The organism is Bradyrhizobium sp. (genome assembly GCF_030697065.1).
Classification (GTDB): domain Bacteria; phylum Pseudomonadota; class Alphaproteobacteria; order Rhizobiales; family Xanthobacteraceae; genus Bradyrhizobium.
This window is the reverse complement of record NZ_JAUYQU010000105.1, coordinates 20888-35510: the sequence shown is the minus strand read 5'-3', so window position 1 is coordinate 35510 and position 14623 is coordinate 20888. Positions and strand designations below refer to the sequence as shown.

Sequence of the window (14623 nt, the reverse complement as noted above, 5' to 3'; positions counted from 1 at the left end):
AGAAAAGATGGCGCCTCCCCTGATCCAGTTGAAAGACATCAAGCTGACTTTCGGCGGCACGCCGCTGTTGTCCGGCGTGGAACTATCGGTCTCCGCGGGCGAGCGCGTCTGCCTGATCGGCCGCAACGGTTCCGGCAAATCGACCCTGCTGAAGATCGCCGCAGGGCTCGTGGAGTGCGACAGCGGCAGCCGTTTCGTGCAGCCCGGCGCCACCGTGCGCTATCTGCCGCAGGAACCGGATTTTTCGGGATTTGGCACCACGCTGGCCTATGTCGAGGACGGCCTCGGGCCCGGCGACGACCACTACCAGGCGCGTTACGTGCTGGAGCAGCTCGGGCTGCACGGCGACGAGGACCCCGCGCACATCTCCGGCGGCGAGGCTCGCCGCACCGCGCTGGCGCGGGTGCTGGCGCCATCGCCCGACATCCTGCTGCTGGACGAGCCGACCAACCATCTCGACCTCACCACCATCGAATGGCTGGAAGGCGAACTCGCCAGCCGCCGCTCGGCGCTGGTCATCATCAGCCATGACCGCCGCTTCATGTCCAACCTGTCGCGCGCCACCGCCTGGCTCGATCGCGGCCAGATCAAGCAGATCGACCGCGGCTTCAGCGCCTTCGAGTCCTGGCGCGACGAAACTCTGGCCGAGGAGGAGCGCGACCAGCACAAGCTCGACCGCAAGATCGTCAACGAGGAGCACTGGCTGCGCTACGGCGTCTCCGGCCGCCGCAAGCGCAACGTCAAGCGGCTCGGCAATCTGTTCGCGCTGCGCGAGCAACGCCGCGACTATCGCGGCGCCGCCGGCAACGCCAATCTGGCCGCATCCGAAGCCGACAAGTCCGGCAAGCTGATCATCGAGGCCAAGGGCATCGGCCGGACCTATGGCGAGCGCAAGATCGTCGATGACTTCTCGATCCGGGTGCAGCGCGGCGACCGCATCGGCATCGTCGGGCCGAACGGCGCCGGCAAGACCACGCTGATCGAGATGCTGACCGGCGGCGCGGCCCCCGACAGCGGCACCATCCGGTTCGGCGCCAACATCGAAATGGCGACGCTGGACCAGCACCGAGAAAGCCTTGATCCGAAGTCGACGCTGGCCGACGCCCTCACCGGCGGCGGCAGCGACAATGTGATGGTCGGCGGCAAGCCGAAGCACGTGGTCAGCTACATGAAGGACTTTCTGTTCGCGCAGGAGCAGATGCGCACGCCGCTCGAAGTGCTCTCCGGCGGCGAACGCGGCCGGCTGATGCTGGCGCGCGCGCTGGCGAAGCCCTCCAACCTCCTGGTGCTGGACGAGCCGACCAACGACCTCGATCTCGAAACCCTCGACGTGCTCGAGGAAATGCTCGGCGATTACGAAGGCACCGTGATCCTGATCAGCCATGACCGCGACTTTCTCGACCGCGTCGTGACCTCGGTGATCGCGCCGGAAGGCGACGGCCGCTGGGTCGAATACGCCGGCGGCTATACCGACATGCTGGCGCAGCGCGGCGCCGACCTGAAGCGCGAGGCGGTGAAGGCCGTCGCCGACGAGAAAAAGGAATCGAAGGCCGGCGCGCCTTCGACCGCGGCGAAGCGCAAGCTCAACTTCAAGGACAAGCACGCGCTGGAAACACTGCCGAAGACCATCGCCAACCTGCAGGCGGAGATTGCAAAACAGCAGCGGCATCTTGACGATCCCAATCTTTACAAGAAGGATCGCAAGAAATTCGATCTGTGTTCGGCGGCGCTCTCCGCCGCACAGAAGGAGTTGGAGGCCGCCGAGGACCGATGGCTGGAGCTCGAAGTGATGCGTGAAGAGATCGAGCAGGCCTGACGCCGTCATTGCGAGGAGCGCTTGCGACGAAGCAATCCATTCTTTCTTCCCGCCGTGAGATGGATTGCTTCGCTACGCTCGCAATGACGGATGATACAATTGGAGTTGACGCCGATGACCACGCCCCTCGCCGCCAAAATCGCCCGCGAATATGGCACGCCAGCCGCCGTCATCGACATGGACCGGGTCGAGCACAACATTGCGCGGATCCAGGCTGCCTGCGATGCAGCCGGGGTCGCCAACCGGCCGCATATCAAGACCCACAAGAGCCCGATGCTGGCGAGGATGCAGGCCGCGGCCGGCGCCAAAGGCATCACCTGCCAGAAGATCGGCGAAGCCGAGGTGATGGCGAATGCGGGGATCGACGACATCCTGATCAGCTACAATCTGATCGGTGAGGAGAAGATGGCGCGGCTCGGCGCGCTGCAGGCAAAGGCCCACATGACCGTCGCCGCCGACAATTCGACGGTGATATCAGGCCTGCCGCAGGCGGCCGCCGCCTCCGGTCGGCCGCTCTCGGTGGTTGTGGAATGCGACACCGGGCGCAAGCGCGCCGGCGTCGAAACTCCGGCCGAAGCCGTCGCGCTTGCGCGCGAGATCGCGTCGTCGAAGGGGTTGCTGTTCGCCGGCTTCATGCTCTATCCGACCGAAAGCGGCTGGGCTGAAGCGCAAAAGTTCTACGACGAGGCGCTGGCCGGCCTGCGCGCGCATGGGCTCGATGCCGCGATGGTCTCGACCGGCGGCACTCCGAACCTGAAGAACGTCGGAAAACTCAAAGGCGCCACCGAGCACCGTCCCGGCACTTACATCTATAACGACCGCATGCAGGTCGCCGCCGGCGTCGCCGGCTGGGACGATTGCGCGCTTCACATCTATTCCACCGTGGTTAGCCGCGCCGGCCCCGATCGCGGCATCCTGGATGCCGGATCGAAGACGCTGACATCCGATACCGGCGGCCTCGACGGCCATGGCCTCATTCTCGAACACCCCGAAGCCAGGATCGCGCGCTTTGCCGAAGAGCACGGCTTTCTCGACCTCACCCGCAGCAACACCCGCCCTGTTGTCGGCGACGTCGTGCGCATCGTGCCGAACCATGTCTGCGTGGTCGTCAACATGATGGACGAGGTGGTGATGGTGCGCGGCGACGAGATCATCGGCACGCTGGCCGTGGCGGCGCGGGGAAAGCTGCGGTAGCCGCTATCCGCGGCGCTCCTCGCCATGAGCGCCGAGGTATTTCAACGCCCCCCGCCCCGCCGCTGCACCGGTCGCAAACGACGCCTGCAGCAGATAGCCGCCGGTCGGCGCTTCCCAGTCCAGCATTTCGCCTGCGGCGAACACGCCGGGCAACCGACGAATCATGAAATCGCCGTCGAGTTCATCGAAGGCAATTCCGCCCGCGGTGGAAATCGCGCGCGCGATCGGCGCTACTGCGTTCAATCGAACCGGCACGGCGTTGATCAACTCGGCCAGTTGTTCAGCTGATAGCGACGACAGTGGCACGCCCGATGCGATGGCCGCCTCCTGCAACAGCCCGATGCCGGCCGGCGACAGATGCGCGGCCTTGCGCAACCAGTTCGAAAATGATTGCTTGCCTTTCGGTGCTGACAGCCGCGCCACCAGATCCTTCGTGACCAGATCGGGACGCAACGCCATGCTCAGCGTTGCCTGACCCGCATCCGTGATCGCCTCACGCAGTTCGGCGGACAGTGCATAGATCGCGCCGCCCTCGATACCGGTACGCGTGATCAGCACCTCGCCGCGCGCGCGGTGCGGGCCAAATGACAGGGCAATGCCCTTGAGCGGCTGCCCCTCAAAACGATCGCGAAAAATGTCGGACCAGGCGACAGCGAAGCTGCAATTCGCTGGCCGCAACGGCGAGATCGTCACACCCTTCGCCGCCAGCCATTCGGCCCACGCGCCATCGGACCCGAGCTTCGGCCAGCTCGCACCGCCGAGCGCGAGCACCGTGGCGCTCGCCTCGACGGCGTGCCTTCCGTCCGGCACATTGAACAGCAGCCGGCCCTGTTCATCCCAACCGGTCCAGCGATGACGCAGCCTGAGCTGCACGCCCATCGAATCCAGCCGCCGCAGCCACGCGCGCAGCAGCGGCGAGGCCTTGAAGGCTCGGGGAAATACCCGGCCGCTGGAGCCGACGAAGGTCGGCTGCCCCAGATCCTCGCTCCATTGGCGCAACCGATCCGGCGGTAACGCCGTTATCGCCGGCGCAAGCCTCGGCGTCGCCTCGCGGTAACGCACGAGAAATACCGGCAGCGCCTCGCTGTGCGTGAGATTGAGCCCACCCCGCCCCGCCATCAGAAACTTGCGACCCGCCGACGCCATCGCGTCATAGACGGTCACGGCGGCGCCGCCCTGCGCGAGCACCTCGGCCGACATCAGGCCGGCCGGGCCGGCGCCGATGACGGCGACCTGATTCTTTGAAACTGCAGACATGGAGGGAGTGTAGGCGTTATCTGCTTGCCACAACACAGCCGTCATGGCCGGGCATGACGAGAGTATTTCGTCATTCCGGGATGGTGCGCAAGCACCAGACCCGGAATTTCGAGATTCCGGGTTCGATGCTTCGCATCGCCCCGGAATGACGTCCCTTACAGTTTTATCCCGGCCCGCGCCGCGGCCTGGCCGACATACTTCTGGGTCTGCTCGAACGCGCCCTGCAACGCTTTTGCTTTTGCCATGTCGCCAATTTCGGCGAAATGCGCCGCCACTGCGTCGGGGGTCCAGTCGGACTGGGCGAGGTTGATGCCTTCGCTTTCCATGATCTGGATCACCGCGAAGGAGCCGGCGCCTGCCCCCATGATGGTGCGGGTCGGCGCGTCCTCGCTGAGCAGGAACTCGACCGCCGGCGTGATCGCTTCCGGCCGCATCAGCCCCAGCGCCTGCGGTGGCAGCAATTCCTCGGTCATCCGGGTCGCCGCGGTCGGCGAGATCGTGTTGACGCGTATGTTGTTCTTGCGGCCCTCCTCGGCCAGCACGTTCATCAGGCCGACCATGCCGGCTTTGGCGGCGCCGTAATTGGCCTGGCCGAAATTGCCGTACAGTCCCGACGACGAGGTGGTGATGACGATGCGGCCGTAGTTACGCTCGCGCATGCCGTCCCACACCGCCTTGCAGCAATAGAAGGTGCCAGTGAGATGCACGTCGATCACCTTGGCGAAATCGGCGATCTCCATCTTGGCAAACGACTTGTCACGCAGAATGCCGGCATTGGCGCAGAGCAGATCGACGCTGCCCCACTCACTGGTGGCGCGGGCCACCATCGCCTTGACCTGCTCGTAGTTCGAAACGTCGGCACCGTCGGCCATCGCGCTGCCGCCGGCCTTGCGGATCTCCTCGACCACGGTTTCGGCCGGGGTCAGCGACCCGCCGGTGCCGTCGCGGGCGCCGCCAAAATCATTGACCACCACCTTGGCGCCGCGGCTCGCCAACCCGAGCGCATGCGCCCTGCCAAGACCATTGCCCGCGCCGGTGACGATGGCGACGCGTCCGTCAAACCTGATAGTCATGATCGCAATTCCCCACATTTCTTCTTCCCTTCTCCCCTTGTGGGAGAAGGTGGCGCGCGCAGCGCGCCGGATGAGGGGTCTGTATCCGCGGAGAGAGACCCCTCACCCGGCTTCGCTTCGCGAAACTACCCTGTCCCACAACGGGAGAGGGTGTAAGCGTCGGTCGCTTTTTGATCAGTGATGGATTGCCGGGTCAAGCCCGGCAATGACGGCTGTTGGTTTTGGCTACGCGAAATAGATCAGCCCGATCCAGTCGGCCACCAAAGCGGGTTTTGTCTCGCCCTCGATTTCGACCGATACATTGGTACGCGACAGCAGCTCCGTCGGCTTGCGCAGCGTCGCTTCCGTCAGCGTGAAACGGCCGCGGACCCGCGAGCCGGCGCGGACCGGCGAGAGAAATCGCAGTTTGTCGAAGCCGTAATTGACGCCCATCGTGGTGCCCTCGATCACGGGCATGACCTCATAGGACATGATGCTCATCAACGACATCGTGAGAAAACCGTGGGCCACCGTGGTGCCGAACGCGGTCTCGCGTTTGGCGCGCTCGGGATCGACATGGATGAACTGATGGTCCTCGATCACGTCGGCATAGACATCGATCCGCTTCTGATCGATCAGGTGCCATGACGATACCCCGACTTCGTGGCCTACCAGTTTGAGATAGTCATCGAGCGGGATGGGCGGCTTTTTCCAGACTTCATTCATGCGTCAATTCTCCGCCGATCCCGCCGGCATTTCCTTCTTCAGTTCCGGAAAATCCTCTTCGCGGAATTCGACGCCGCGCAGTGAATCTTCGCGATCATTCTCATGCTCCAGCCGGCGCAGCTGCACGCGGCGGATCTTGCCGGAAATCGTCTTTGGCAGCTCCGTCACCAGTTCGATCCGCCGGATCCGCTTGAACGGCGCCAGCCGGGTGTGCAGATGCCGGAAGATCGACAACGCAGTTTCGCCCGAGCGCTCCGCGCCCGACACCAGCAGCACATAGGCCTTCGGGATCGCCAACCGGATCGGATCGGGGCTGGGAACCACGGCGGCTTCCGCCACCGATTCATGCTCCAGCAGGATGCTTTCGAGTTCGAACGGGCTGATCCGGTAATCTGACGATTTGAACACGTCGTCGGAGCGGCCGACGAAGGTGAGATAGCCCTCGTCGTCGGCGAACACCACGTCGCCGCTGCGGTAGAGCTCGCCGTCGGCGCCCGACAGCTTGCCGTCGTCGTCCTGATAGCCTTGCATCAGGCCGGCGGGCCGGTCGGCGCCGAGCACCAGCGTGACCTCGCCCTCTTTCGTCACCTGCCCGTCGATGTCGGTGATCTGAACGTTATAGCCCGGCAGCGGGCGGCCCATCGAACCCACCTTCAGCTTCTGCCCCGGCGAATTGCCGGCCAGCGCCGTGGTCTCGGTCTGGCCGTAGCCGTCGCGAATGGTCAGCCCCCAGGCGGCGCGCACCTGGTCGATCACTTCGGGGTTGAGCGGCTCGCCGGCGCCGCAGACTTCGCGCAGCGACACCTTGAAGGTGTCGAGCTTCTCCTGGATGAACAGCCGCCACACCGTCGGCGGCGCACACAGCGTGGTGACGCCGCAGCGGCCGATGGTCGCCAGAAGGCCCTTGGCGTCGAAGCGCGGCTGATTGACCACGAACACCGTGGCGCCGGCATTCCAGGGGGCGAAGAAACAGCTCCAGGCGTGCTTGGCCCAGCCCGGCGAGGAGATGTTCAGATGTACGTCGCCCGGCTGCAGCCCGAGCCAGAACATGGTCGATAGCGCGCCAACGGGATAGCTGCGCTGGCTGTGCCGCACCAGCTTCGGCTTTGCCGTGGTACCGGAGGTGAAATACAGCAGCATTGGATCGTCGGCATTGGTTGGGCCATCCGGTTCAAACGCTTCCGGAAATTCCGCGGCCTTTTCATAGGCCAGCCAGCCCTCCTGCTGCGAGGGCGCGTTGACGACGATGCGAACCAGATCGTCGCCGCCGAGCCCCGAAAACTTCGCGACCTGGTCCTGCGTCGCCACCACGGTCCTGGCGCGGCCGCGATCGAGCCGGTCGCGCAACTCGTCCGGTGTCAGCAGCGTGGTCGCGGGAATCACCACCACGCCGAGCTTGATCGCCGCCAGCATGGTCTCCCACAGCGGAACGACGTTGCCGAGCAGCAGCAGCAGATGATCGCCGCGCTGCAGTCCCTGCGCGCGCAGGAAATTTGCCACCTGATTGGAGCGGCGCGACAATGCTGCAAAAGAGAGTTTCGTCTCGCGATTGCTGCCGGCGTCGACGATCCACAAGGCCGGGCGCTCCTTGCTGTCGGCATTATCAGCCAGTTCCGCGTCGAACCAGTCCAGCGCCCAGTTGAACGGCACTGGATCCGGCCAGCGGAATCCCTTAACGGCTGCATCGTAGTCGGTGCGATGCTGCAGCAGGAAGGAACGCGCGTCCTGGAAGGTTGTCATGTGATCGGCCTACATTGTCGTCATTGCGAGGAGCGAAGCGACGAAGCAACCCAGCTTCACTGCGGCGAAGCTGGATTGCTTCGCTTCGCCCGCAATGAAGACGTCAACTACTTCCCCGCCAACCCGCGCACGTGCTGGATGATCCCGGAAAAATCCACCCCGCCATGTCCCGCGGCATCGAATGCCTTGTAGATTTCCTGCGCATGTTTGCCAAGCGGCGTCGCGGCGCCTGTCGCGTTGGCGGCATCCTGCGCCAGGGTGAGATCCTTCACCATCAGCACCGAGGCGAAACCGGGCTTGTAGTCGTTATTCGCCGGCGAAGTCGGCACCGGGCCCGGCACCGGGCAATAGGATGTCAGCGCCCAGCATTGTCCCGACGAGGTCGAGGCGACGTCGAACAGCGCCTGATGCGACAGTCCTAGCTTTTCAGCCAAGGCAAAGGCCTCGCCGACTGCGATCATGGAAATACCCAGGATCATGTTGTTGCAGATTTTCGCGGCCTGCCCGGCACCGGCGCCGCCGCAATGCACGATCTTCTTGCCCATGTTTTCCAGCACCGGCTTCGCCGCCGCAAAGGCCTTGTCCTCGCCGCCGCACATGAAGGTAAGCGTCGCACCCTTGGCGCCGCCGGTGCCACCGGACACCGGCGCATCGACCGAACCGACGTCGTGCTTGGCAGCCAGCGCATGGGCCTGCTTGGCGCTTTCGACGTCGATGGTGGAGCAATCGATGATCAGCGCGCCCTTCGCCATCGACGGAATGACTTCAGTCCAGACCGAGAGCACGTGCTTGCCCGCGGGCAGCATCGTGATGACAACCTCTGCGCCCTTCACCGCAGCCACCGAACTGTCGGCAATCCCTGCCCCGTCGGCCTTGGCCTGCGCGCAAGAGGCCTCGACCAGGTCGAACGCGGTCACCTTGTGACCGGCCTTGACCAGATTGGCCGCCATCGGACCGCCCATATTGCCGAGACCTATGAATGCGATGTTTGTCATCCGAAATTCCCTCCGCTTGAGCCGTTGCTGCTCTTATTGGTCGAACTTGAGTTCGTCGGCACCGATTTCGGCAAAGTAAGGCGCCACCATCTCGGGCGTCACATCTTCAACGCGCGCCGGCGACCATTTTGGGTTTCGGTCCTTGTCGATCACTGCGGCGCGCACCCCCTCGCGAAAATCGTCGCTGGCGAACACTTCGAGCGCGGCGCGGTATTCACGCGCCAGGCACTCTTCCAGCGATGATGACGCCCGCGCCAGCCGCAGCAGCTTCAGCGCCACGACCATGCCGCGCGGCGACTTTTCGCTCAACGTCTTCAACGTTGCTTGCGCCAGCTCCGAACCATCCGCCTGCAACGCCGCGATGATATCCTGCATGCAGTCATGGCCAAACCAGCGATCGATCTGCGGCTCGATGGCCGCGACCGGTCCAGCGGTCTCGCCGGTCGCAAAGCCATCGATCATGCTTTTTACCTGTGCAGCGGCAACGCCCGGCCCGAGTTTCGTCAGCGCCTCGCGCAAGGTCGCCAGTTTGCCTGACGGCACCACGGCATCGGCAAAGCCGGCATGGACCGCATCCGGACCGTTCATGATCTGGCCGGTGAGCCCGAAATAGGTACCGATCTCGCCCGGTGAGCGCGCCAGCAGCCAGGTGCCGCCGACATCGGGAAAAAAGCCGAGACCGACTTCCGGCATCGCCAGTTTCGTGCGTTCGGTGACGATACGATGGCTGCTGTGCGCGGACAGTCCGACGCCGCCGCCCATCACGATGCCGTCCATGAACGACACATAGGGCTTCGCGAATTTCGCGATCCGGGCGTTGAGGATGTACTCCTCGCGCCACAAAATCCTGCCGAGATCGCCCTTGACCCTGGAATCCTCATACAGCGCGCGGATATCGCCGCCGGCGCAGAGGCCGCGCTCGCCAGCGCCTTCCAGCAGGATCACGCCGACCGCGGGATCGACCTCGAATGCGTCGAGCGCCCTGTCGATGTCGCGAAACATCTGAAGCGTCACCGCATTGATCGCCTTGGGACGGTTGAGCCGGATCACACCGGCCGCGCCCTCGCGCCGCGCGATCAGGTCGGGTTCGGAGCCCGCAGCGGCAGCGACCGCCGTCATCGCGCGCTCTCGATCAGTTTTCGCGATACGATCAGCCGCATGATCTCGTTGGTGCCTTCCAGAATCTGATGCACGCGCAGATCGCGCACGATCTTCTCAATGCCGTATTCGCTGAGGTAGCCGTAGCCGCCATGCAGCTGCAACGCCTGATTGGCGACCTCGAAGCCGACATCGGTGCCGAAGCGCTTGGCCATCGCGCACAGCATGGTGGCGTCGGCATCCTTGCGGTCGAGTGACGCCGCTGCCCGCCAGACGAAGGTTCTGGCCGCCTCCAGCTCGGTCGCCATATCTGCGAGACGAAACTGCAGCGCCTGGAATTCATCGAGGCGCTTGCCGAACGCCTTGCGCTCTTTCATGTAGGCCAGCGATTTGTCGAGCGCGCATTGCGCGCCGCCGAGCGAACAGGCCGCGATATTGATCCGCCCGCCGTCGAGCCCGGCCATCGCGATCTTGAATCCGATGCCCTCCTCGCCGAGGCAGTTGGCCACCGGTACGCGGGCATTCTCGAAAATCACCGCGCGGGTCGGCTGCGCGTTCCATCCCATCTTGCGTTCATTGGCGCCGAACGACAGGCCCGGCGTATCGCCCTCGATCACCAGCGTCGAGATGCCGCCTGGGCCGTCGGCGCCGGTCCGCACCATCACCACGTAGAGATCGCCCTTGCCGGCGCCCGAAATGAACTGCTTCTGGCCGTTGAGAACATAATGGTCGCCATCGCGCACCGCGCGGGTGCGCAGCGCCGCGGCGTCCGATCCCGAACCCGGCTCGGTCAGGCAATAGCTCGCCAGCAGTTCCATGGTGCAAAGCTTCGGCAGCCATTTGTGGCGCTGGGCGTCGTTGCCATAGGCGTCGATCATCCACGACGCCATGTTGTGGATCGAGATGAAGGCCGACACCGTCGGGCAGCCCTGCGCCAGCGCCTCGAAGATCAGCGCGGCGTCGAACCGCGTCATCCCCGAGCCGCCGACGTCGTCGCGGATGTAGACGCCACCGATGCCGAGGCCTGCGGCCTCGCGCATCACATCGACCGGAAAATGCTTCTCCTCGTCCCAACGCACCGCATGCGGCGCGATTTTTTCCGCGGCGAATTCCCGCGCCATGTCGCGAACCGCGATCTGGTCCTCGTTGAGGGCGAACTGCATTTAGAGTTAGTTCATCGTCGGAATCGAGAACTCCGCGCCTTCCTTGACGCCGGAGGGCCAGCGTGCCGTCACCGTCTTGGTCTTGGTATAGAACCGGATCGAATCCGGGCCGTGCTGGTTGAGATCGCCGAAGCCGGACTTCTTCCAGCCGCCGAAAGTGTAGTAGGCGATCGGCACCGGGATCGGCACGTTGATGCCGACCATGCCGACATTGACCTTGGCCGCGAAATCGCGTGCGGCGTCGCCGTCGCGGGTGAAGATCGCGACGCCATTGCCGTAGTCGTGGTCGGAGGGCAGCGCCAGCGCCTCGTTGTAGTCGTGCGCGCGCACCACCGAGAGCACCGGTCCAAAGATCTCTTCCTTGTAGATCCGCATGTCCTTCGTGACGTTGTCGAACAGGCAGCCGCCCATGTAGAACCCGTTTTCATAACCCTGCATCTTGAAGCCACGGCCATCGACCGCCAGCGTCGCGCCTTCCTTGATGCCGACCTCGACGTAATCCTTGACGCGTTCCAGCGCCGCCCTGGTGACCAGCGGGCCGAAGTCGGCGGAAGGATCGATCGAGGTTCCGATCTTCAGGGCCTCGACCCGCGGGATCAGCTTCTCCATCAGGCGGTCGGCGGTGGTCTTGCCGACCGGCACCGCGACCGAGATCGCCATGCAGCGTTCGCCGGCCGAGCCGTAGCCGGCGCCGATCAGGGCATCGACGGTCTGGTCCATGTCGGCGTCCGGCATGATGATGGCGTGATTCTTGGCGCCGCCGAAACACTGCGCGCGCTTGCCGGTGGCGGCGGCGCGCTCATAGATATATTGCGCGATCGGCGAGGAGCCGACGAAGCCGACCGCCTTGATATCTGGGTCGTCGAGGATGGCGTCGACCGCTTCCTTGTCGCCGTTGACGACGTTGAGAATGCCCGGCGGCAGGCCGGCCTCGATCATCAGCGCCGCCAACGCCATCGGCACGCCGGGATCACGCTCCGAGGGCTTCAGCACGAACGCATTGCCGCAGGCGATCGCGGGCGCGAATTTCCACATCGGGATCATCGCCGGGAAATTGAACGGGGTGATGCCGGCGACCACTCCCAGCGGTTGCCGCATCGAATAGATGTCGATGCCGGGACCGGCGCCCTCGGTGTATTCGCCCTTCATCAGATGCGGAATGCCGCAGGCGAATTCGACCACTTCGAGGCCGCGCTGGATGTCGCCCCTGGCGTCGGGGACGGTCTTGCCGTGCTCTCGCGCCAGGAGGTCGGCGAGCTTGTCGTAGTCGCGCTGTGCCAGTTCGAGGAATTTCATCATGATGCGTGCGCGGCGCTGCGGGTTGGTGGCGCCCCACTCCACCTGCGCGGCCTTGGCGTTCTCGACCGCCGCGCGCAATTCCGCCTTGGAGGCCAGGTCGACCTTGGCCTGGACCTCGCCGGTCATCGGCTCGAAAACATCGGCCGTCCGTCCCGACGTGCCCTTGACCTCGCGGCCGCCGATGAAATGTCCGATTGTGCGCATGTGTGAGATCTCCCTGGTCCCGGCTCGATCGCTTTGTGACCCTTTGGACCCGCATTTTGCGGTATTCAAGTCCGAGTTATTGCACCATAGATGTGCGGAAATGCAGGATCAAGGCGGCGCCATCGATTGGGACGACTTCCGGTTCCTGCTGGCCATTGTGCGCGGCGGATCGGTGTCCGCTGCCGCGAAGCAGCTTGGCGTCGATCATGCCACAGTGATCCGGCGTGTCGACCGGCTGGAGCGGCATCTTTCAGCCAAGCTGTTCGACCGCCGCAAGACCGGATATTTGCTGACCGAAGCCGGCCAGCGCGTCGCCAACAGCGCCGAGGCGATGGAATCGACTATCGTTGCCAACCAGGAGGCGGTCGGCGGATCGCGGGCCCATCTGACCGGCACGGTGCGGATCGGCGCGCCCGACGGCTTCGGCAGCCACTTCCTGGCCTCCCGACTGGTGCAATTGACCGAGCGCTACCCGGATCTCGACCTTCAGCTGATCGCCACCGCGCGGCTGTTCAGCCTGTCCAAGCGGGAAGCGGATATCGCCATCAGCCTGACGATGCCGAAGGAAGGCCGCGTGGTCGGGCGCAAGCTACTCGACTACAGCCTCGGACTCTATGCCGCCCCCGCCTATCTCGACCGCCGCCCTGCGATCGCATCCCGCGCGGACCTGCCGGCACACCGGTTCGTCGGCTACATCGAGGAGCTGCTGTTCACGCCGGAGCTGGACTACCTGCCGCAGGTTTCGCCAAAAATCTCCGCCAAATTCCGCAGCGCCAACCTGATCGCCCAGCTCAACGCCACCATCGCCGGATTCGGCATCGCGGTTCTGCCGCACTTCATGGCGACGGCACATCCCGAGCTGCGGCCGATTCTGCCGGACGAAATCTCGATCTCGCGCAGCTTCTGGCTGCTGATGCATGCTGACAGCAAGGACCTGGCGCGGATCCGCGCGGTTGCCGACTACATCTACGAGACGGTGGAGCGCGAACGCGCGCTGTTCAACCGGCCATGAAATGCCGGCCTAATTCGACCGCGGACGGGTCTTCTTTGCCGTCGGCTTCGGTGACGCCGCGCGACCCAATGCTGCGTCGCTCCCCGCGGCCAGAATGTCGTCCGACAATTCGCCGGACCCGGCGATGCGGGCGAGCACCAGCGCTCCCACCATGGTCGACAGCGCCGCCAATGCCTGTTTGCGCGCGGCCTTGCGCGGAACCCGCGGCATCTGTTCGGCGAGCATGTCGACCATCTGGTCCAGTTTGGCCGCGAACGCCTTTCGGGTCTTCGAACTCTCGCGGGCGATTTCCGCGCCCAGCGCGGTGATGGCGCAGCCATGTCCGGGATCGTCGCGGTGCAGCGGCGTCAGATAGGATTCGACGATGGCGGCCATGCGCTTTGCCGGCGGGGTGGTTTCCGCCAGCTTGCGCCAGCGCTCGGTCGAGCGGTCCATCGCATAGACGAAGGCCTCGATCACCAGGGCCTCGCGCGAATCGAAATGGGCATAGAACCCTCCATGGGTCAGGCCGGCGTCCTTCATCAGGTCGGCGACGCCGATGCCATGCGCGCCCTTCTCCCGAATCCGCACCGAGGCCTTCCTCACGATCCGGGCGTGAGTCTCGAGCTTGTGTTCCCTGGAATAGCGCATTCGGCGCTCCTTGATATGTATTCTGTCATATAATAGCCGTTGCGATCAGGGAAAGCTGCAACTTATTTCGCGCGGGGGGCTATCCGACGATCGAGAATGCCGCCGTCGCGTGCACCGCGAGGTTCCCGGCGCCGTCGCGCACCCAGCCTTCGGCATAGCTGGTCTGACGTTTGATCCTTCATGCGGTTCCAGCTCCATCACGATCAGCCCGGGTTCCGCCACCCTCAGCCGAATCGATCAGCCGGGCTAGCGGCGGTTCCGCAGCACCCCGTCGCCGATCGCGCGCATGGCGTCGAGGCCGGACATCGCGGCGGCGGCCCTCGCCACTGGACCCGGCGCGTGCCAGTCCACCATCCGCTGCCGCCGCAATCCCGCGGCAAACAGATCCGTGGGGTCAGCCTCGTCCACCCTCTCGACCGCCGTCATGCGCCCGCTCG

General features: G+C 64.7%; 13 protein-coding genes. 3 read left to right on the top strand and 10 right to left on the bottom strand.

The features are described from left to right. The first annotated feature begins 7 nt into the window (after positions 1 to 7). Positions 8 to 1816, top strand: coding sequence for an ABC-F family ATP-binding cassette domain-containing protein (locus Q8R73_RS08025; RefSeq protein WP_305719009.1), 1809 nt, complete (start codon positions 8 to 10; stop codon positions 1814 to 1816). A gap of 114 nt (positions 1817 to 1930) precedes the next feature. After that, positions 1931 to 3010, top strand: coding sequence for a D-TA family PLP-dependent enzyme (locus Q8R73_RS08020; protein WP_305719008.1), 1080 nt, complete (start codon positions 1931 to 1933; stop codon positions 3008 to 3010). A 3-nt stretch (positions 3011 to 3013) separates the two neighbouring features. Here the strand turns inward: Q8R73_RS08020 and Q8R73_RS08015 are convergent, their stop codons facing one another. The 8 genes from Q8R73_RS08015 to Q8R73_RS07980 form a co-directional block, all read right to left on the bottom strand. Next, positions 3014 to 4267 carry a TIGR03862 family flavoprotein gene (locus tag Q8R73_RS08015; RefSeq protein WP_305719007.1) on the bottom strand — a complete coding sequence of 418 codons (1254 nt, stop codon included), beginning with the start codon at positions 4265 to 4267 and terminating at the stop codon, positions 3014 to 3016. A 155-nt stretch (positions 4268 to 4422) separates the two neighbouring features. Continuing rightward, positions 4423 to 5340, bottom strand: coding sequence for an SDR family NAD(P)-dependent oxidoreductase (locus tag Q8R73_RS08010; protein WP_305719006.1), 918 nt, complete (start codon positions 5338 to 5340; stop codon positions 4423 to 4425). Between the two features lie 225 nt (positions 5341 to 5565). Further along, positions 5566 to 6045: a MaoC family dehydratase gene (locus Q8R73_RS08005; protein ID WP_305719005.1), complete on the bottom strand. Its 480-nt coding sequence runs from the start codon at positions 6043 to 6045 to the stop codon at positions 5566 to 5568. A 3-nt stretch (positions 6046 to 6048) separates the two neighbouring features. Further along, a complete protein-coding gene (locus tag Q8R73_RS08000) occupies positions 6049 to 7785 on the bottom strand; it encodes an AMP-binding protein (RefSeq protein ID WP_305719004.1) in 1737 nt (578 codons plus the stop codon). A gap of 107 nt (positions 7786 to 7892) precedes the next feature. Continuing rightward, on the bottom strand, positions 7893 to 8780 hold the full coding sequence (gene mmsB, locus Q8R73_RS07995; protein ID WP_305719003.1) for a 3-hydroxyisobutyrate dehydrogenase: 888 nt from the start codon (positions 8778 to 8780) through the stop codon (positions 7893 to 7895). A gap of 33 nt (positions 8781 to 8813) precedes the next feature. Further along, positions 8814 to 9899 (bottom strand): enoyl-CoA hydratase/isomerase family protein, encoded by a 1086-nt coding sequence (locus Q8R73_RS07990; RefSeq protein WP_305719002.1) that lies wholly within the window; start codon positions 9897 to 9899, stop codon positions 8814 to 8816. After that, positions 9896 to 11041, bottom strand: coding sequence for an isobutyryl-CoA dehydrogenase (locus Q8R73_RS07985; RefSeq protein ID WP_305719001.1), 1146 nt, complete (start codon positions 11039 to 11041; stop codon positions 9896 to 9898). The genes Q8R73_RS07990 and Q8R73_RS07985 overlap by 4 nt, the downstream gene beginning before the upstream one ends. Before the next feature lie 6 nt (positions 11042 to 11047). Continuing rightward, a complete protein-coding gene (locus tag Q8R73_RS07980; RefSeq protein WP_305719000.1) occupies positions 11048 to 12544 on the bottom strand; it encodes a CoA-acylating methylmalonate-semialdehyde dehydrogenase in 1497 nt (498 codons plus the stop codon). A gap of 100 nt (positions 12545 to 12644) precedes the next feature. Between Q8R73_RS07980 and Q8R73_RS07975 the strand changes: the two genes are divergently transcribed. Next, entirely contained in the window at positions 12645 to 13556 is a 912-nt protein-coding gene (locus tag Q8R73_RS07975; protein ID WP_305718999.1) for a LysR family transcriptional regulator, read from the top strand. Between the two features lie 9 nt (positions 13557 to 13565). Here Q8R73_RS07975 and Q8R73_RS07970 read toward each other — a convergent pair whose 3' ends face one another. After that, entirely contained in the window at positions 13566 to 14186 is a 621-nt protein-coding gene (locus Q8R73_RS07970) for a TetR/AcrR family transcriptional regulator (protein WP_305718998.1), read from the bottom strand. A 246-nt stretch (positions 14187 to 14432) separates the two neighbouring features. After that, the gene (locus tag Q8R73_RS26030; RefSeq protein ID WP_371126057.1) at positions 14433 to 14594 is read right to left on the bottom strand and encodes a hypothetical protein; all 162 of its coding nucleotides are present in this window, start codon (positions 14592 to 14594) and stop codon (positions 14433 to 14435) included. Positions 14595 to 14623 lie beyond the last annotated feature (29 nt).